This is a genomic window from Kitasatospora aureofaciens (genome assembly GCF_001188955.3).
GTDB lineage: Bacteria > Actinomycetota > Actinomycetes > Streptomycetales > Streptomycetaceae > Kitasatospora > Kitasatospora aureofaciens.
This window is the reverse complement of the sequence record NZ_JPRF03000087.1, coordinates 43,208-63,597: the sequence shown is the minus strand read 5'-3', so window position 1 is coordinate 63,597 and position 20,390 is coordinate 43,208. Positions and strand designations below refer to the sequence as shown.

Below are 20,390 nucleotides of genomic sequence, written 5' to 3'. Positions count from 1 at the left end.
TCAGGCCTTCCGTTCCGGGCCGGCGGCGCCGTCCGCTGTGGTTCCCTCGGTGGCGGTGCGCTCCAGCTCCCGCAGCAGCGCCTCCTCGATCAGCTCGGCGAAGCCGGCCAGCGTCGGGGTTTCGAGCAGTTCCCGGAAGCTGGGCCGGACGCCGAAGGCCCGCTTGATCTGGGAGAGCGTCTTCAGGCTGAGGATGGAGTGCCCGCCGAGGGTGAAGAAGTTGTCGTGCACGCCGACCCGCTCCACCTCCAGGACGTCGGCCCAGATCTTCGCCAGGGCCTTCTCGGTGTCGGTGCGCGGTTCCACGTACCCGGTGCCGGAGGCCCGGGGCACCCCGGTCTCCAGCAGTGCCTGGCGGTCCACCTTGCCGTTGGCGTTGAGCGGGTACTGCGCCAGCGGCACCAGCACCGGCGGCACCATGTAGTCCGGCAGCCGCTCGGCGAGGTGGGCGCTCACCGCCTCGGCGTCGAAGGCCGCCGGGTCGGCCACCCGGACGTATCCGGCCAGGCGCCTGGCCTCCCCCTCGCCGAGGACGGCGACCACGGCCTCCTCGACGTCCGGGTGGCCGGTCAGCGCGTGCTCGATCTCCCCCGGCTCGATCCGGTAGCCGCGCAGCTTGACCTGGTGGTCCAGGCGGCCCAGGAACTCCAGCGTCCCGTCAGGCAGCCGGCGCACCCGGTCGCCGGTGCGGTAGAGGCGCTCGCCGGCGCCGAACGGGGCCCGGACGAAGGACCGCGCCGTCAGCTCCGGCTGTCCCAGGTACTCCCGGGCCAGGCCGGCCCCCGCCAGGCAGAGCTCGCCGGTGGCGCCGACCGGCAGCACGGTGAGGTCCTCGTCCAGGACGTACGCCCGGGTGTTCTGCACCGGGAGGCCGAGCACCGGGCGCTCGCTGTCGGCCAGCCGGGTGGTCACCGCGTCCACCGTGCACTCGGTCGGGCCGTAGAAGTTGAAGCTCACCAGCTCCGGGCGGGCCCGCAGGCGGTCCCACAGGGCCTGGCCGATCGGCTCGCCGCCCAGGGCCAGGCCGCGCAGCCGCAGGCCGGGCCGCTCCAGGAGGCCGGTGTCGGCCAGCTGCTGGAGGTAGGACGGCGTGGTCTGCAGGAACTCGATGCCGTGCTCGACGAGGTGGTCGGCCAGCGCCTGGGCGTCCCGGCGGGTGGTGTCGTCGACGATGTGCAGCTCGTTGCCGTCGGCCATCCACAGCACCGGGTTCCACGAGGCGTCGAAGGACACCGGGGCCAGGTGCGCCACCCGCACCGGCCGGCCGTCCGCGGTCGCCCGGACCGGGCCGAAGACCGTACGCCGGTGGCTGTCGAACAGGTTGGCCAGGCTCCGGTGCTCGACCACCACGCCCTTGGGGCGCCCGGTCGACCCGGAGGTGTGGATGATGTACGCCGCGTCGTCCGCGGAGACGGCGACCTCGGGCGCGGTGCCGGGGCGCGCCGCGATCCGCTCCCGCTCCTCGTCCAGGCTCACCACCGCGGCCCCGCCCTGCGGCAGCCGCCCGCGCAGGCTGCGCTGGGTGACCACGACGGGCGCCGCGGTGTCCGCCAGCAGCAGCGACAGCCGCTCGGCGGGCGCGGCGGGATCGATCGGGGTGTACGTGCCGCCGGCCTTGAGCACCGCCAGCAGCGCCGTGACCAGGTCCGTGCCGCGCTCCAGCAGCACCGCCACCGGGGACTGGGCGGACACGCCCCGTTCGGCCAGGTGGTGCGCCAACCGGTTGGCGGCGGCGTCGAGTTCGGCGAAGGTGAGCCGGCCGTTCGGGTCGGCCACCGCGACGGCCTGCGGGGTGCGCGCCGCCTGCTCGGCGAACTGGACGTGCACCGGGCGGTCGTCGAAGGTGATCCGCGGCCCCTGGTGCGCGGTGAGCACCTCGCGCCGGTGCTCGTCGCTCAGCTCGCCGAACTGCGCGACGGTGCGCTCGGGGGCCCTGGCGATCTCCTCCAGCAGGGCCCGCAGGTCGGCGAGGACGCGTTCGGCGGTCTCCGGCTCGAACAGCACCGGGTCGTAGGCGAGCCGGAAGCCCATCCGCCCGGCCGGGAACACCGCCAGCACCATCGGGAAGTTGGTGAACTCCAGCGCCTGCGGGTCGCGCAGGCTCACCCCGTACTCGGCGCCCATCTCGCCCTCGTACGGGTAGTTCTCGACCACGATGTAGCTGTCGTAGAGGCTGGTGCCGGCCGGGACCTGGGCCCAGCCGCGGATCTGCGACAGCGACACGAACTCGTGGCTGCGCGCCTCGGACTGCTCCTGCTGCAGGTCGGCCAGCCAGTCCAGCAGCCGCCGTTCGCCGTCGACCCGGGTGCGCACCGGGATGTTGTTGATGAAGATGCCGGCGATCGTCTCGACCCCGGGCAGGTCGGCCGGGCGTCCGGACACCGCGGATCCGAAGCACACGTCGGTGCGCCCCGAGTAGCGGGCCAGCAGCAGCGCCCAGACGCCCTGGGCGAGCGTGTTGACGGTCAGCCGGTGCCGCTTGACCAGCTCGCCGAGCCGGTCCGAGGTCTCCTGCGGGAGCTGGAAGGAGACCCGGGCCCGGGATCCGGTCCACTCGGTGCCCGGCAGGTCGTGGTCGACCGGCAGCGGGGTCGGGGAGGTGTGGCCCTCCAGCACGCCCCGCCAGTGCCGCTCGGCGCTCGCCGGGTCCTGGCGGTCCAGCCAGGCCACGTAGTCGCGGAACGGCCGGCGGGCCGGCAGCGGGCCCTGCTTGAGGCCGCGCACCCGCAGGTAGTGCTCCAGCAGCTCGGCCAGCAGGTCGGCGCTGCTCCAGCCGTCCAGCAGCACGTGGTGCGAGGTCCACACGGTGCGCACGCTGCGCCCGGTCTCGGCGATCAGCGTGACCCGGGACAGCGGCGCGACCGTCAGGTCCATGCTGCGGGCCCGTTCGCCGTCCATCAGCCGCTCGAAGCGCTCGGCGCGCTCGGCCTCGGTGAGACCGGTCCAGTCCAGCACCTCCACCGGCATCCGGACGCCGTGGTGCACGACCTGCAGCGGGTCGTCCACGTCCTCCCAGAGCACCGCGGTGCGCAGGATCGCGTTGCGGTCGGTCAGCAGCTGCCAGGCCTCGGCCAGCGCGGCGAGGTCGTCCACGCCGTCCAGGACGAACGACAGGTGGCCCAGGTAGATGCCCTCCCCGGACTCCTCGGTGAGGCTGTGGAAGAGGAGGCCGCTCTGCATCGGCGTGAGCGGGTAGAGGTCGTCGATCCGGCCGCCGTGTTCGGTGAGCCGGTCCAGCGTCGGCTGGTCGATCCGCGCCAGCGGGAAGTCCGAGGGCGTGGCGCCGCCGGTCGCGGCCCCGGCGCAGTGCGCGACGATGCCGCCGAGCGCGGCGACCAGGCGCTTGCCGAGCCGCTCGACGGTCGCGGGGTCGTGCACGGCCGTGGAGTGGAACAGGGTGATCTCCAGGCGCCCGCCCCGGACCTGGGCGACGATGTCCAGCAGGTACTCCAGCGTCTCCTCGGGCGCCTGCTCGGTGCCGAAGCCCAGCCGGACGCCGCGCACCAGGGCGCCGTCGGCCGACGGATCGTCGGCCTGCCCCAGGTAGTTGAAGCACACCTGGGCCCGCGGGGTCTCGGCGAGGATCTCGGCGGGCGCTCCGGCCGGGCTGAGGTGGCGCAGCGCGCCGTAGCCGACGCCGCGCCGCGGCACCGCGCGCAACTGCTCCTTGACCGCCTTCAACCGCTCGCCCCAGTCCTCGCCGGACGGGGTGAGCGCCACCGGGAAGGCGCTGGTGAACCAGCCGGCGGTGCGGCTGGTGTCGACGTCGTCGAAGAGGTCCTCGCGGCCGTGGCCCTCCAGGTCGAACAGCACGCCCGGCCGGCCGGTCCAGTCGGCCAGTACGGTGCCGAGCGCGGTGAGCAGGACGTCGTTGACCTGGGTGCGGTAGGTCGCCGGCACGTCCTGCAGCAGCGCCCGGGTGTCCTCCGCGCCGACGCACACGCGCACCTCGCCCGCCGAGGCGACGGTCGCCGTGCCCGGTCGGTCGACCGGCAGGTCCGGCTCGGCCCGGCGGCCGGTGGCCACCCAGTGGTCCAGCTCGTCGTCGAAGCCGCCGGCCGCGGTGTGCTCGGACAGCCGCAGCGCCCAGTCGCGGAAGGAGGTGGTCCGCTCCCCGAGGTCCACCTCCGCACCGGCCGCCGCCTGGGCGTAGCCGGTCTCGAGGTCGGTGAGCAGCTGCTGCCAGGAGACCGCGTCGACCACGAGGTGGTGGGCGGTCAGGAACAGCCGGGGGGCCCGTCCGTCGCCCGGGCGGAACAGCGCCCCGCCGACCAGCGGACCGGTGGCGAGGTCGAAGCCCGCCTGGATCCGGGCGGCTTCCCGGTGCATCGCCTCCTCGGGCGCGTCCTGACCGGACAGGTCCACCTCCTCCAGCGGCCAGCCGGTGCCCGCCGGGGCCACCTCCTGCTGCCATCGCCCGTACGCACTGGTGTAGCGGGCCCGCAGTTGGTCGTGGTGGTCCGGCAGGGCGTCGAGGGCGCGGCGCAGCGCGGCGGTGTCCGGCTCCCCGGCGAGGTCGACGAGCACCGACATGGTGGAGTGCTGCGGTGCGGCCCGGTGACGGTCGAAGAAGGTGCGCTGGATCGGGGTCAGCGGCACGCGGCCGGTCACCGGCTCGGAGCGCCGGGTGTCGGCCGTCCGACCGGCCGTCTCGGCGGCGGTCGTCGCGAACGCCAGCTCGGCGACCGTCTGGTGGGCGAACAAGTCCTTGGACGACAAGGTAATCCCCTTCTGCCGTGCTCGGGTCACGACTTGGATGCTCAAGATGGAGTCGCCGCCGAGGTCGAAGAAGTTGTCCTCGACCCCGACCCGGTCGACCCGCAGGACCTGGGCCCAGACCTCGGTGAGGGCCTGCTCCACCCGGTTGCGCGGCGCGACGTGCCCGGTGCCGCGGGCCGTCTCCGGGCCCGGGGCGGGCAGGGCGCGGCGGTCGACCTTGCCGTTGCTGTTCAACGGCAGCGCGGCCAGCTCCACGAAGACCGTCGGCACCATGTACCGGGGCAGCACTTCTTCGAGGTGACCGCGCACCTCGGCGGCGGCGAACGGCCGCCCCGGCACGGGTACGACGTATCCGACCAGGCGGGGCGCGGCCGCGCCGTCCGTCCGCGCGGCGGCCACCGCGTCGGCCACCGCCGGGTGGCGCCGCAGGGCGGCCTCGACCTCGGCCAGTTCGATCCGGAAGCCCCGGATCTTGACCTGGTCGTCGGAGCGCCCGGCGAACTCGATGTCCCCGTCGGCCCGCCGGCGGACCAGGTCCCCGGTGCGGTACAGCCGGCTTCCCGGCTCGGCGGCGAACGGGTCCGGCAGGAAGCGCTCCCCGGTCAGCTCGGGGCGGTTCAGGTAGCCCCGGGCCACCCCGGGGCCGCCGAGGTACAGCTCGCCCACGACGCCGACCGGGACGGGCCGGCGCGCCTCGTCCAGCACGTAGGTCCGCACCCCGGGGATCGCCTGCCCGACCGGCACCCCGGCGCCGTCCGGCAGCCCGGTCGCCCGGACGCGGTAGGCGCAGGACTCGACGGTGGCCTCGGTGACGCCGTACGAGTTGAGCACCTCGGTGCCGTCGGCCGTCCGGGCGAGCAGTCGGCGGCAGTCCTGCGTGCGCCAGTTGTCGGAGCCGACGGCGAGGACCCGCAGCGGCGGCAGTCCGGTCCCCCGCCGCTCGGCCTCCTCGACCAGGGCGTTGGCCAGCGAGGGCACGGTCTCCAGGTGGGTCACCCGGGCCGTGCTCATCAGGTCCAGCAGCAGCCCGGGATCGGTGGTGGCCTCGGTGGGTGCGATGACCAGCGTGCCGCCGTGGCACAGCACGTGCGCCAGGTCGGAGACGAACACGTCGAAGGACATGCTGGCGACGTTGAGCTGGCGGGCGGGCGGCGCCTCCGCCGTCCGGTACACCCGCTTCCAGGACTCGGCGGCGAAGACGACGCTGCGGTGCTCGACCATGACGCCCTTGGGCCGCCCGGTGGAGCCGGAGGTGTAGATGACGTAGGCGAGGTGCTCCGGGGTGACGCCGGACTCCGGGGTCCGTGCGGGCAGGCCGGCGATCCGCGGCCACTCCTCGTCCAACCGGAGCACCGGCACGCCCTCGGGCAGCCGGCCGGCCACCGAGGCCTGGGTGAGCACCAGCCGGGCGGCGCTGTCGGCGATCACGTACTCCAGCCGCTCGGCGGGGTGCCCCGGGTCCAGCGGCAGGTAGGCGCCGCCCGCCTTGAGCACGCCGAGCAGGGCGACGACCATGGGCAACCCGCGCTCGACGCAGATGGCGACCACCGTGTCCGGGCCGACGCCGCGCGCGGCCAGCTCCTGGGCCAGCCGGTCGGCCGCCTCGTCCAGTTCGGCGTAGCTGAGGGAGGCCGAGCCGTACACCACCGCCTCGGTGTCGGGGGTGAGCCGGGCCTGCCGGGCGATCAGCTCGTGCAGGCAGCTCTCCCGGTCGAAGGGCAGGGGCGTGCCGCTCCAGTCCCCGAGCAGCCGGGACCGCTCCTGGTCGGTGAGCATGCTCAGCTCGCCCACCGTCCGGTCCAGGCCGTCGGACGTGCCGCGCAGCAGCGCGGCCAGGTGCTCGGCCGCCCGGGCCACCCTCGGCCGGTCGAACAGGGCCGGGTCGTAGGCGAGTTGGAGGGTCAGCCGGTCGCCGTCGAGGTGGGCGGTGAGGTCCAGCGGATAGCTGGTGGTGTCCACCGCGGCGACGTCGGTGACGGCGAGCCCGTTCGCGGCCGCCGCGCCGTCGTTGCCCGGGTAGTTCTCGAAGACCACGATGCTGTCGAACAGCCGGGTTCCGCGCGGCAGTTCGGAGGCCGCCTGGATCTGGGCCAGCGGCGTGTACTCGAAGCGCCGGGACTCGACCTGCTCCTCCTGCAGCCGCCGGAGCCAGTCCAGCAGGTTGTCCTCCTCGGCCACCCTGGTGCGGACGGGCAGCGTGTTGAGGAAGTTGCCGACCATCTCGCCCACGCCCGGCAGGTCGGCCGGCCGTCCGGACGCGGTGGCGCCGAAGCAGACGTCCTGCTCGCCGCTGTAGCGCGACAGCAGCAGGGCCCAGGCCCCCTGGACCACGGTGCTGAGGGTGAGCCGGTTGGTGCGGGCCCGTTCGACGAGCGCGGCGGAGTGCTCCGGCGAGAGCTCCACCCGGACCCGCTCGGCGGACTCGGACTGGTGGCCCGGGGCGGGGAGGCGGTCGTACGGGAGCGGGGTGGGCGAGTGCAGCCCGGCCAGCGCCCGCCGCCAGTGCGCCTCCGCCTGGGCGGCGTCCTGGTGGCCGAGCCACTGGACGTAGTCGCGGAACCGGGGCCGGACCGGGACGGCCTGCTCCGGGGACGCACCGTCCACCAGTGCGCGGTACTGGGCGAAGACGTCGCCGAGGATCCGGGAGGTGCTCCAGCCGTCGAGCACGATGTGGTGGAAGGTCCACACCACCCGGACGGCGTCCTCGCTCTCCCTCGCCAGCACCAGGCGGGTCAGCGGGGCACGGGACAGGTCCATCCCGGCCCGCCGCTCCTGCGCCGTCAGCTCCTCCAGCAGGCGTGCGCGCTCGTCCGCCGTGCGGTCGCGCCAGTCCAGGGTCCGGACGGTCGGCCGGGCGTCGCGCCGCACGATCTGCAGCGGCTGCTCGACCCCCTCCCACACGAGGTGGGTGCGCAGCGCCGGGGTCGCCTCGGCCACCCGGCGCCAGGCCGTCGCCAGGGCGTCGACGTCACCGGCGCCCTCCAGCCGGAAGGCGACGTGGTCGAGGTAGGCGCCGTCCGGCTCGGTGAGGGCGTGGAAGAGCATGCCGCTCTGCATCGGGGTGAGCGGGTAGATGTCCTCGACCTGACCGCCGGTCCCGGCCAGCTGGTCGACCCGTTCCTGGTCGAGGCCGGCCAGCGGGAAGTCGGAGGGCGTGGCGCCGCCGGCGCCCGGCTGCAGGCAGTGCCCGATCAGCGCGCGCACCGCGTCGGCCAGGCCGTCGGCCAGCTCCTGCGCGGTCTCCCCGGTGTGCACGTCCTGCGCGTAGAAGACGGTGAACTCCAGCTCGCCGCCCCGGACTTCGCCGACGACGTCGAGCAGGTGCGGGCGCGTCCCCAGCGGGCTGTGGTCCCGGCCGAAGTCGAACTCGACGGCCGTGCACAGCCCGTCGCCGGCGACGTCCTGCCACTGCCCCAGGTAGTTGAAACTGACGGCCGGGGCGCACTCGGGCAGGACGGACCGCCCGGTGACCGGGTAGCGCAGCGCCCCGTAGCCGACGCCGCGCTGCGGGACCGCCCGCAGGCCCTCCTTCACCGACTTGATCAGCTCGCCCGGCCCGGCGCCGCGCGGGACGTCCAGCAGGACGGGGAAGATCGAGGTGAACCAGCCCGTGGTCCGCGAGACGTCGACCCCCTCGAGGATCTCCTCGCGGCCGTGGCCCTCCAGGTCGACCAGCACCCGCTCCTCGCCGGTCCACCGGCACAGGACCTGGCCGAGCGCCGTGAGCAGGATGTCGTTGACCTGGGTGCGGTAGACCGGCGGGACCCGGTGCAGCAGGGCGTGGGTCGTCCCGGCGTCCAGCGCGGCCCGCACCCGGCGCACCGAGGCCATGGTGTTCCCGCCGTCGCGGTCGACGGGCAGCGGCGCGACCGGCCGGCCGGTCACCTCCCGCCAGTGGTCCAGCTCGGCGTCGAAGCCGCCCGCTGCGGTGTGCTCGGCCTGTCGGCGGGCCCAGTCGCGGAAGGAGGTGGTCTTCGCGCCCAGATCCACCGGCCGGCCGGCCGCTGCCTGGGCGTGGGCCCGTTCCAGGTCCTCCAGCAGGATCCGCCAGGACACCCCGTCGACCACCAGGTGGTGGACGGTCAGGAACAGCTGGGCCGGTTCGTCCGGTGCGCCGGTGAACAGCAGGGCGCGCAGCAGCGGCCCCTCTTCGAGGTCGAGCCCGGCCTGTGCCCGCTCGGCCAGGGCGAGGGTGGCCCGGCGCCGCTCTCCGGCGCCGAGGCCGCCCAGCTCGACCCGTTCCAGGGCGGGCTCCTCCCCCACCGGCAGGTTGACCTGGTGCGGCTCGCCGTCCCGGAGGCGGAAGCGCATCCGGAGCGCGTCGTGGTGCGCGACCACGGCGCGCAGCGCCGCCGCCACCGCGCGCTCGTCGGTGCCGGGGGCGAGGGTGATCAGCACGGACTGGTTGAAGTGGTGCGGGGCCTCGGTGTGATGGGCGAAGAACCACCGCTGGACGGGGGTGAGCGGAGCGTCCCCCGTGACCGGCCCGGTGTCGGCCGCGGCGGAGACCGGTACGGCGGCCCGCGCCAGCTCGGCCACCGTCTGCCGGGCGAAGACGTCCTTGGAGGTCAGCTCCCAACCGGCCTGCCGGGCCTGGGCGACCACCTGGATGCTGAGGATGGAGTCGCCGCCGAGGTCGAAGAAGTTGTCACGGGTGCCCACCCGCTCGATGCCGAGCACCTCGGACCAGACCCGCGCCAGCACCTGCTCGGCCTCGCCGGTCGGCGCGGTGTAACCGGCGCCGGGGGTGTGCCGGTCGGCGGGGGCGGGCAGGGCTCGCCGGTCCAGCTTGCCGCTGGCGGTGAGCGGGAACTCCGCGAGCGCCACGAAGGCGGAGGGCACCAGGTAGCCGGGCAGGTGGCTCTCGGCGAAAGCGCGCAGCTCGGCCGGTTCGGGGGCGTCGCCGTCCGACGGCCGGACGTAGCCGACGAGCTGCTTGCGGGCGCCGTCCTGCCGGACCACCACCACGGCGGCGGAGAGCCGCGGGTGCTGTTCGAGGACGGACTCGATCTCGCCCGGCTCGATCCGGTAGCCGCGCACCTTGACCTGGTGGTCGGTGCGGCCGAGGAACTCCAGGGTGCCGTCGCCGCGCCAGCGCACCAGGTCGCCGGTGCGGTACAGCCGGGCGCCGGGCGTGTCGGAGAAGGGGTCGGCGAGGAAGCGCTCCTCGGTCAGTTCGGGCAGGTTGAGGTAGCCGCGGGCCACCCCGGGCCCGCCGATGTACAGCTCGCCCGCCACCCCGGCGGGCACCGGGGAGCGGCGCTCGTCCAGGACGTACAGCGAGGTGTTGGCGATCGGGCGGCCGATCGGGACCGGGGTGGTGCCGTCGGCCTCGCGCACCCGGTGGCAGGCGGCGAAGGTGGTGGTCTCGGTGGGTCCGTAGCCGTTGACCAGGCGCCGCGGCGGCGCGGTCGCGAGGACCTGGGCCACCCGGCGGGGGTTGACCGCGTCCCCGCCGAACAGCAGGTTGCGCAGGCCGCCGAACGCGGCCGGGTCGACGGCCACCACCTGGTCGAACAGCCCGGCGGTCAGCCACATCGTGGTGATGCCCAGCCGCTCGATCGCCCCGGTCAGCGCCCGGGCGTCCAGCAGGGTCTCCCGCTCCAGCGCTACCAGCCGTGCCCCGGCGGTCAGCGCGCCCCAGATCTCGAAGGTGGCGGCGTCGAAGGTGACGTCCGCGGCCTGGGCCACCACGTCGTCCGGGTGCAGCGGCGCGTAGTCGTTGCCGCTGACCAGCCGGACGATCGAGCGGTGCTCGACCACCACGCCCTTGGGGGTGCCCGTGGAGCCGGAGGTGTACAGCACGTAGGCCGCGTCGCCGGGGCCGACCGCCACCGAGGGGGCGTCCTGCGGGCGGGCGGCGATCGCCCCGGCCTCCTCGTCCAGCAGGACGGTCCGGGTCCGGCCGGCGGGTATCCGGTCGGCCATACTCCGCTCGGTCAGGCAGACCGGCGCCGCGGTGTCGTCCAGGATGTGCGCCAGCCGCTCGGCCGGGTGGTCGGGGTCCAGCGGCACGTAGGCGCAGCCCGCCTTCAGCACGGCCAGCAGGGCCCCGTAGAACCCGGCGCCGCGCGGCAGGCAGACCGCGACGTGGTCGCCGGGCCGGGCGCCCAGGGCGATCAGGTGGTGGGCGAGCCGGTTGGCGCGCTCCTCCAGCTCCCGGTAGCGGAGCGGGCCCGCCGCGTCCTCGACCGCGACGGCGTCCGGGTCGCACCGGACCCGGTCGGCGACCAGGCCGTGCACGGTGGCGTCGGCCGGGTACGGGACGCGGTGGTCGCCCCACTCCCGGGTGAGGGTGTGCAGTTCGCCGGCCGTCAGGAGCGGCAGGTCCCCCAGCGGGCGGGCCGGGTCGGCGACGATGCCCGCGAGCAGCTCGCCCAGGTGCCCGGTGAGCCGGGCCACCGTCGCGGCGTCGAACAGGTCGGTGTTGTACTCGACCGTCCCGGCCAGTTCACCGGAGGCGGTCTCGGCGAACTCCAGCGTCAGGTCGAAGATCGAGGACACCGACGGCGGGCGGAACTCCGTCACCTCCAGTCCCGGCAGTGCGATCTCGCCGGCGGGGGCGTTCTGCAGAACGACCGCGGCCTGCACCAGCGGGGTGCGGCTGGGGTCCCGCTCGATGTGCAGCGCGTCCACCAGCCGGTCGAACGGGACGTCCTGGTGGGCCAGCGCCTCCCACACGGTGTCGGCGACCCCGGCGAGGAAGTCGGTGAAGGGCAGGTCGGCGTCCACGTCCGCGCGCAGCACCAGGGTGTTGACGAAGAAGCCGACCAGCGGCTCCAGTTCGGTGCGGTCCCGGCCCGTGCTCACCGTGCCCACCGCGATGTCCCGCTGCCGGGAGTGGCGCGCCAGCAGCACCTGGGAGGCGGCCACCAGCGAGGAGAACAGCGTGCCGCCGTACCGCCGGCCCAGCTCGGCCAGGCCGCGGGCCACCTCGGCCGGGACGCGGAACGGCGCCAGCGCCCCGTTGGTGGTGCGGACGGCCGGCCGGGGCCGGTCGGTGGGCAGCTCCAACGGCTCGACGCCCGCCAACCGGTCCTTCCAGTAGGCGAGTTCCGTCTCCTGCCGGGCCTCGGTCAGGCTCTCCCGCTGCCAGTCGGCGAAGTCGCGGTAGCGCACCGGCAGCGGTGCGAGCCGGTCCTCTCGGCCCTCCTTCGCGGCCCCGTAGAGCTCGCCCAGCTCGCGGGCGATCACCCCCTTGGACCAGCCGTCGGCCGCGATGTGGTGCAGAGTCAGCAGCAGGACGTGCTCCGCGGCGCCCAGGCGCAGCAGCACCGCCCGCAGCAGCGGCCCCTCCACCAGGTCGAAGGGGCGGCCGAGTTCGGCCCGCAGCAGCTCGTCCACCCGCGCCTGCCGGGCGTCCTCGGGCAGCCCGCCCAGGTCCTGGACGGCCAGGTCCACCGGGGCCGCCGGGCGGACCACCTGGTACGGCCGGCCCTCGGCGGTGGCGAAGGTGGTGCGCAGCGGCTCGTGCCGGGCGACCAGTCGGCCGAGGGCGGCGGCGAGCGCCTCGACGCTCAGCTCGCCGCGCAGCTGCAGCCCGACGGCGGAGTTGTACTCGGTGCCGCCGGACTCGTAGCGGTCGAGGAACCACAGCCGCTCCTGTCCGAAGGAGAGTCGGGCGGGCCGGGCGTCGTCGGCCGGCGGGATGGCGGCGACCTCTGGGTCCGCCTCCGTCCGGGCGTTCAGCCGCTCTTCGAGCAGCGCGTCGAGGGCGGCGTCGTCCAGCTGGTCGAAGTCCTCCGGCCCGGCTGTGCCGGCGATCTGGTCGGGCATGTCATTCCCCTCGTGCGCTGGTGGTGCGGACAACGGCGTCCGGTCGGGCCCGGTGCAGCTGTGCCCGGGCCTTGGCCCGGACCACGCCGGCCAGTTCGGACACGTTCCGGGCGGTGAAGACCTCGCGCACCGAGACGGTGACGCCGAAGTCCTCGCGGATGCGGGAGACGGTCTGCAGGGTGAGGACGGAGCTGGCCCCGAGGGCCGACAGGTCGTCCAGGACGCCGATCCGCTCGGTGTCCAGGACGTGCTCCCAGATGCGGGTCAGTGCCCGCTCCACCGCGTTGCGGGGCGCGACGTGGTCGCTCCCGCCCTGCGGACGGGACGCCGGCCGGGGCAGCGCGTTGCGGTCGATCTTGCCGCTGGTGGTCTCCGGGAAGGCGGCCAGCACCAGGATGTGCGCCGGCACCATGTACTCGGGCAGGCCGGTGCCGAGCCGCTCCCGCAGCTCCTCCGGGTCAGGTTCGCCGGGGCCGTCCGGCACCACGTACCCGGTCAGCACGGCGGAGCCGGAGGCGCCCTTCCGGGCGACCACCGCGGCCTTGGCCACCCCGGGCAGCCGTGACAACGCGTTCTCCACCTCGCCCAGTTCGATACGGTAGCCGCGGACCTTGACCTGGTTGTCCAGCCGTCCCAGGAAGTCCAGTTCGCCGTCGGGAAGCCACCGGACCAGGTCACCCGTGCGGTACAGCCGCTCCCCCGGCGCGAAGGGGTCGGGAACGAAGCGCTCCTCGGTCAGCTCCGGGCGGTTGAGGTAGCCGCGGGCCAGGCCCAGGCCGCCGACGAACAGCTCGCCGGGCACGCCGGCCGGCACCGGCCGGCCGTTCTCGTCGAGCACGCGGGTGCGGGTCCCGGTGATGGCCGAGCCGATGGACGGCAGCCGCTCGTCGGAGGCGTCCCCGCGTTCGCGCAGCACGGCGGCCGTGGTCAGCACCGTGGTCTCGGTCGGACCGTAGTGGTTGACCAGCGTGAACGGGGCGTCCGCGGGCAGGCGGCGGCGGACCACGTCGGCGCCGGTGAGCATGAAGCGCAAGTTCCCCTCGTAGAGGCCCGGTTGGTCCAGGACGGACTCCAGTCGCGGCGCCGGCACCACGGCGTGGGTGATGCGCTGGGCCCTGAACCACTCGACCAGCAGGTGCGGGTCGTCCAGCCGCTCGTCGGGGACGAACCACACGCTCGCTCCGGCGCCGAGGTTGCCCCACTGCTCCAGCAGCGTCGGGTCGAAGCCCGGCGCCACCAGCTGCGAGGCACGGTCCTGCGGACCCACCCGGTAGTAGTCGCGGTACCACCGCAGCAGGTTCAGCACGCTGCCGTGCTCGATCTGCACGCCCTTGGGCCGGCCGGTGGAGCCCGAGGTGTAGAACACGTACGCCAGGTCGCCGGGGCCGGTCGCCACGTCGGGCGGGCCGTCCACCGCCTCCCCGTCGGCGTCCTCCACGTACAGCACCCGGCCGTGCTCGGGGACCGGGCCGTCGGCCGGGTTCCGCCGGGCGACCACCACCCGCACCCCGGCGTCGTCCAGGATGTCCGCGGCCCGCTCCGCCGGCACCGCCGGGTCGAGCGGCAGCGCCGCGGCGCCCGTCTTGAGGACGGCCAGCTGGCCGACGGTCATCTCCGGGCCGCGCCCGGTGCGGACGGCGACGACCTCGCCCGGGCGCACCCCCTCCGCCACCAGCCGCCGCGCCAGCGCGTCGGCCCACCCGTCCAGTTCGCCGAAGTCCAGGCGCCGGTCACCGGCCACCACGGCGAGTCCGTGCGGTCGGCGGCGCACCTGCTCGGCGAGGAGCGCGGGCACGCTCCGGTGCCCGGGCGGGCCGGTGCGCGGGTCCGGGCTGCTCCAGCGCTCGACCAGGCGGCGCTCCGCCTCGGCCATCAACGGCAGTTCACCCAGCGGGCGGTGCGGCTCGGCGGCCATCGCCGCCAGCAGCACCAGCAGGTGGCCGGACATCCGTTCCACGGTGGAGCGGTCGAACAGGTCGGTGTTGTACTCCAGCCGGCAGGACAGCTCCCCGTCCCGGTCCTCGAACTCGAAGCCCAGGTCGAACATCGCGGTGACCCTCGGCGCGCGCACCTCCTCGGCCCGCAGCCGGGCGGACTCGACGGTCTGGGCCCGGTGCAGGGTCACCCCCGCCTGGAACAGCGGGGTGCGGCTCGGGTCCCGCTCCGGCTGCAGTTCCTCGACCAGGCGGTCGAACGGCAGCTCCTGGTGGGTGAGCGCTTCCAGCACCGTGCGCCGGGTGTCGGCCAGGAACTCCCCGACGGTCGCCCCGGGGCGGACCGAACCGCGCAGCACCAGGGTGTTGACGAAGTAGCCGAGCACGTTCTCCATCTCTTCCCGGTCCCGGCCGGAGACGATCGTGCCCAGCGCCACGTCCTGCTGCCGGCTGTAGCGGGACAGCAGCAGCTGCACCCCGGCCACCAGCGCGGCGAACAGCGTGACCTGCTGCTCCCGGCACAACTCGCCGATCCGCTGCGCCAGTTCGGCGGGGAGGGCGAAGACGTGCTGGTCGCCCACCGAGGTGCGGACCGGCGGACGGGTCCGGTCGGTCGGCAGCTCCAGCGGACCGAGGCCGGCCAGCCGGCGTCGCCAGTACTCCAGGTCCTCGCGCGGGCCCGCGCCACTGCGCCGCTCCTCCTCGGCGCGCTGCCACACGGCGTAGTCCGGGTACTGCACCGGCAGCGCCTCCAGGGCCGCCGGGGTGCCGGTCGCCGCCTCCTCGTAGAGCGCGCAGAACTCCCGCGCCAGCACGTTCTTGGACCAGCCGTCGGTGACGACGTGGTGCATGTCCAGCACCAGGACGTGCTCCTGCCCGGACAGCCGCACCAGCACCACCCGCAGCAGCGGGCCGCGGCGCAGGTCGAACGGGAGTGACGCCTGCTCACGCAGCAGCCGGTCCAGCTCGGCCTCGCGACCGGCCGCCGGGCGGTCGGAGAGGTCCACCCGGCGCACCGGCACCTCCACCGTGTCGTGCACCCGCTGCACGCCACGGCCGTCGACGACGTCGAAGGTGGTCCGCAGCGCCTCGTGGCGGGCGACCACCGCCCGCAGCGCGGCCTCGGTGGTGTCGGCCTCCAGCGCGCCGGTCAGCCGCAGCACCAGCGGCGAGTTGTACTCGATGCCGCCGGGCTCGTACTCGTGCAGGAACCACAGCCTCTGCTGGCCGTACGACAGCGGCAGCGGCCCGCCGCGGTCGACCCGCCGCGGGCCGGACCCGCTCCGTGAGCCGTCCAGTCGCTGGGCGAGCGCGGCCACCGTCGGGGCCTCGAACAGGGTGCGGACGGACACCTCGGTGTCCAGCGCCGCGCGGATCCGGCTGACCAGCCTGGTGGCCAGCAGGGAGTGCCCGCCCAGGTCGAAGAAGCTGTCGTCGATGCCGATCCCGTCGGCGCCCAGCACCTCGCAGAACAGGGCGTGCAGCTGCTCCTCGCGGGCGATCCGGGGCCCGCGCCGGGCCTCCGTCGGCTCCAGGACGGGCGCCGGCAGCGCCGCCCGGTCGGCCTTGCCGTTGGGGGTCAGCGGCAGCTCCGCCAGCGGGACGACCGCGGCCGGGGCCATGTAGTCGGGCAGCGAGGACGCCGCGTGCTCCCGCAGCCGGGCCGGGTCCAGCCGCCGGCCCGCCGCGGCGACCGCGTACGCCACCAGCCGGACGTCACCCGGCCGGACCTCGGTGGCCTTCACCACCGCCGTGGCCACGTCCGGGTGCCGCTCCAGGACGGCCTCGATCTCGCCGGGTTCGATCCGGAAGCCGCGGACCTTGACCTGGTGGTCGCTGCGGCCGAGGAACTCCAGCGCGCCGTCGGCGGCCCAGCGGGCCACGTCACCGGTCCGGTACAGCCGGGCGCCCGGCTCGCCGGAGAACGGGTCGGCCACGAAGCGCTCCGCGGTCAGCCCGGGGCGGCCGTGGTAGCCGTGCGCGACGCCGGCCCCGCCGAGGTAGAGGTCGCCGGCCACGCCGACCGGCACCGGCCGTAGCCGGGCGTCCAGCACGTACGCCCGGGTGTTGGCGATGGGGGTGCCGATGGCCGGGGCGCCCGGGCGGCCGTCGAGCCTGGCGGCGGTGGACCAGATGGTGGTCTCCGTCGGACCGTAGAGGTTGACGGCTTCCGCCCCGAGTTCCCGCAGGGTCCGCGCCAGGGCGGCGGGCAGCGCCTCGCCCCCGACGGCGATCCGCAGTCCGCGGACGGCCTCGGGCTGCTGCTCGCACAGCGCCTGCCACAGACCGGGGGTGGCCTGCACGACCGTGGTGCCGGTGCCGGTGATCAGGTCGGCCAGGGCCCGCGGGTCGCGGACGGTCTCCCGGTCGGCCAGCACCACGGTGGCCCCGGCGGCCAGCGGCAGGTAGAGCTCCAGGGCGGCGATGTCGAAGGCGACGGTGGTGACCGCCGTCCACACGTCGGCGGGGGTCAGCGGCAGCAGCTCGGCCATCGCCGCCAGGAAGTTGGCCAGCGCCCGTCGGCCCACCACCACGCCCTTGGGCCGCCCGGTCGAGCCGGAGGTGTGGATGACGTACGCGGCCTGGTCGGCGCCCGGCACGGTGCGGCGGGCGGGCGCGACCGGCGCGGTGTCCGGCAGCGCCGACAGCTCGCGCACGGTGTCCGCGTCGTCCAGTACGAGCAGGCGGGCACCGGTGGCGGGCAGCCGCCCGGCCGTACGGCGGTCGGTGACGACGGCGACCGGGCGGGTGTCGGCCAGCGCGTGGGCGATCCGCTCGGCCGGGTACTCCGGGTCGAGCGGCTGGTACGCCGCTCCGGTCTTGGCGACGGCGAGCAGGGTCGCCGGCAGGTCGGTGCCGCGCGGCAGCACGAGCGCGACGAAGGCGCCGGGGCGCGCACCCCGGTCGACCAGGGCCCGGGCGATCCGGTTGGCCCTGGCGTCCAGCTCCGCGTAGCTGCTGGTCCGGCCCGCGTGCACCACGGCGGGGGCCTGCGGGCGGGCGCGCACCTGGGCCTCGAAGAGGTCGGCGACGGTGCCGTCGGGGACCGGCGCGGCGGTGGCGTTCCACCGGGTCAGCACGCGGTCACGCTCCTCGGCGTCCAGGACGTCGAAGCCGTCGAGCGCCCGCTCCGGGACCTGGACGGCCTCGGCCAGCAGCCGCGGCACGGCCTCGGCGAGGCGGCGCGCGGTCGGCTCGTCGAACAGTTCGCGGCTGTAGTCGACCAGCAGGTCCATCCCGCGCGGGCCGCCGTCCGTGTGCTCCGGCACGGCGCGCACGTGGAGGTCGTACGGAGAGCCGCCTGCGGGCACCTCCCGGGTCCTGGCCGCCAGGTCGCCGAAGGCGTCCGGGGCGGGCACCGGGTGGGCGAGGTCGAGGACGACCTGGCACAGCGGGTGCCGGTTCAGCGCCCGGTCCGGCCGCACCGCGTCGACCAGCCACGGGAAGGGCAGGCCGCCGTGCGCACGGGCGGCGTCGGCGGTGGCCGAGCAGGCCCGCACCAGGTCGGCGAAGCTCACGCCGTCCGGTACCGCGGTCCGCAGCACCACCGTGTTCTCCAGCGGCCCGACCACGGCCGACTCGCCGGCGCCCCGGGTGCTCACCGTGGTGCCCAGCGGCAGGTCGTCGCCCGCGCCGAAGCGGCGCAGCACGACGGCGAGCGCGGCGTGCAGGACGGCGAAGGCCTCGGTGCCGGTCCGTGCGGCCAGCGCCTCGACGGCGCGGTGGCACCGGGCGTCCAGGCGCAGCCGGAGCCGGGCACTCTCGTACGTGGCGGCCACCGGGCGGGTGCGGTCCGCCGGGAGCTGGAGCTGTTCCGGGGCTCCCGCCAGGGCGCCGCGCCAGAACTCCAGTTCGGCCGCAGCTGCCGGGGACGGCCGATCGAACGTTCCCAGCTCCTGATGTCGCGTCACATTTGCAAGCTGGAGCGGCCGTTCCCCCGACGGAGCCTCGCCGCGACAGCGGGCGGCGTACGCGTCGGCCAGATCGCCCAGCAGCGGCCCCCAGGACGCCTCGTCCCCGGCGATGCGGTGCAGCACCAGCAGCAGGACGTGCTCCTCGGAGCCGAGCCGGAACAGCTCGACACGCAGCGGGGCGTCCCGGGTCAGGTCGAAGGGACGGGCCGCCGCCTCCGCCAGCCGCCGGTCGAGCCCGTCCGGGTCGGCCGCGCGGACCGCGAGGTCGGCGAACGGCTCGTGCGCGGGGCGCGGTTCGGGGCGGCAGCGGCCGTCCTCCTCGACGTGGACGGTGCGCAGCAGGTCGTGGCGGGCCAGCAGGTCGGCCAGCGCCTCTCCGAGCGCGGCCGCGTCGAGGGCACCGGTGAGGCGGACGGCGCGGGCCGTGGTCGCACCGGCGCCGGATTCCTGGAGCCGGTTCAGGAACCACAGCCGCCGCTGGACCGGTGACAATCCTCCGCTCTCCGCGGCCGTTTCCGCGGAAACCGACCGGGTGCCGTTCGTTCCTGTCACTTCCATACTCCAGCGAATGAGTCGTGCGAGAAGGGAGGCAGCGCTTGTCCGGGACTTTCGTCAGCCGGCCGTGCGGAATTTCCCGGTCTTTTCCCCGTACGGGGATTCCCGGCGGAGAACGCGTCCGGCGAACTGCAGGAGCGGACTTACCCCGGTTTCCGGATCGGGCAGGAACCGGCCCGCGTACGGGGCTTCGAGGAAATCCAGGCGGTGGGCGGAGAATCGCCCGCGGCCATCGAGGTCGAGCCGGTAGCGCGCCCCGGTGTCGTCCTCCAGGTGCAACGGGGCGCCGGCCCCACCGGTGAGGCGGTACACCATGTCGCCGTTGGCCCAGGTGCCGGCCAGGTCGGCGTCGCCCCCGGGCGCCGGATGCGCCTCGGACCGCCCGACCGGGGGTGCGCCGACGTCCCGGCCCTCGGCGCGCAGCCGTTCGGCCAGCTCGCGCCAGAGGGCGAGCCCCGCCGTGGAGTCCGTGACCAGGGCCAGCACGCTGCCGGTGCCCGGCTGGACCCGGAGGTTGCAGGTGGTGCCGCCGGCCATGGCGTCCAGGCCGAGCCAGGGCTCGTCGGCCGCCCCGTACCGGGCCCAGCCGAGGCCGAAACCGTCGGCGAGCCCGTACGGCTCGACACCCGGCACCGGGCCGCGCATCGCCGCGACGCCGTCCTCGTCCAGCAGCGCCCGGTACGCCTCGGCGCGATCCGCCAGGTGCAGCCGGGCGAAGGCCACCAGGTCCTCGGCGGTGCCGGCCAGCGCGGCCGCCGGCGCCATGGCAGCGGGGACACGGACGTCCACCGGGACGGCGCCCGCCCCGGTGACGGCGTGGCCGACGGCGATGGCCGGGCCGGGCGCCGAGGGCCCGGGGGCGGGCAGATGGGCCGGAGTGATGCCGAGCGGGCCCAGCAGGAAGGTGTCCACGGCCTCGCACCAGCTCAGACCGGCGGCCGCCTCGATCAGTCGGCCGACCAGTGCGAAGCCCACGTTGGAGTAGGAGAAGGCGCTGCCCGGCCGGAACAGCAGGGCCGGCTCGCCCGCGGCGGCCGCGAAGCCGCGCGGGGTCCGGTCCTCGTCGTCCAGGGAACAGACCAGGCCGCTGGTGTGGCTCAGCAGGTGGCGCAGGGTCACCGTGGTACCGAGACCGTTGGGCGCGGCCGCGAACTCCTCGCCGTACCGCCCCAGGGCGGCGTCCAGGTCGAGGTCGCCATCGCGGACCAGCTGCAGCGCCACGGTGGCGGTGAACAGCTTGGTGACGGAGGCGAAGGGGAAGCGCAGCTCCGCCGCCTCCGGTCCGCCGACGCGGGCCGTCCGCACTCCGGTGTGGTCGAGCAGCGCGAGCTGAGCGTTCCGGACCCCGAAACCGGCGGCCATTCTCGGGAATTGGGCAACAAGTCCCGGTGACACCAGGAAACCCCCTCTACTCCGCTTTCCGTGACGGGCCGCAGACAGCCTGGAACAGCCGCGAATTCCAGGTGCGCACGGAGTGGTGCGCACGGACCGC

3 protein-coding genes are annotated in these 20,390 nt (G+C 75.2%); all 3 read right to left on the bottom strand.

Features of this window, described 5'->3' with window-relative positions; genetic code table 11:
- The 3 genes from HS99_RS37535 to HS99_RS37525 all read right to left on the bottom strand — a co-directional run bounded on the left by HS99_RS37535 (position 1) and on the right by HS99_RS37525 (position 20,260).
- Complete coding sequence (locus HS99_RS37535; RefSeq protein ID WP_050366548.1) at positions 1-12,495, bottom strand: non-ribosomal peptide synthetase; 12,495 nt, start codon at positions 12,493-12,495, stop codon at positions 1-3.
- Between the two features lies 1 nt (position 12,496).
- The gene (locus tag HS99_RS37530) at positions 12,497-18,835 is read right to left on the bottom strand and encodes a non-ribosomal peptide synthetase (RefSeq protein ID WP_050366549.1); all 6,339 of its coding nucleotides are present in this window, start codon (positions 18,833-18,835) and stop codon (positions 12,497-12,499) included.
- A gap of 120 nt (positions 18,836-18,955) precedes the next feature.
- Positions 18,956-20,260 carry a serine hydrolase domain-containing protein gene (locus HS99_RS37525; protein WP_046385743.1) on the bottom strand — a complete coding sequence of 435 codons (1,305 nt, stop codon included), beginning with the start codon at positions 20,258-20,260 and terminating at the stop codon, positions 18,956-18,958.
- Positions 20,261-20,390 lie beyond the last annotated feature (130 nt).

Coding starts and splice junctions, on each gene's coding strand:
- HS99_RS37525 (WP_046385743.1), bottom strand. CDS start 20,260: ATGGCCGCCGGTTTCGGGGTCCGGAACGCTCAGCTCGCGCTGCTCGAC.
- HS99_RS37535 (WP_050366548.1), bottom strand. CDS start 12,495: ATGCCCGACCAGATCGCCGGCACAGCCGGGCCGGAGGACTTCGACCAG.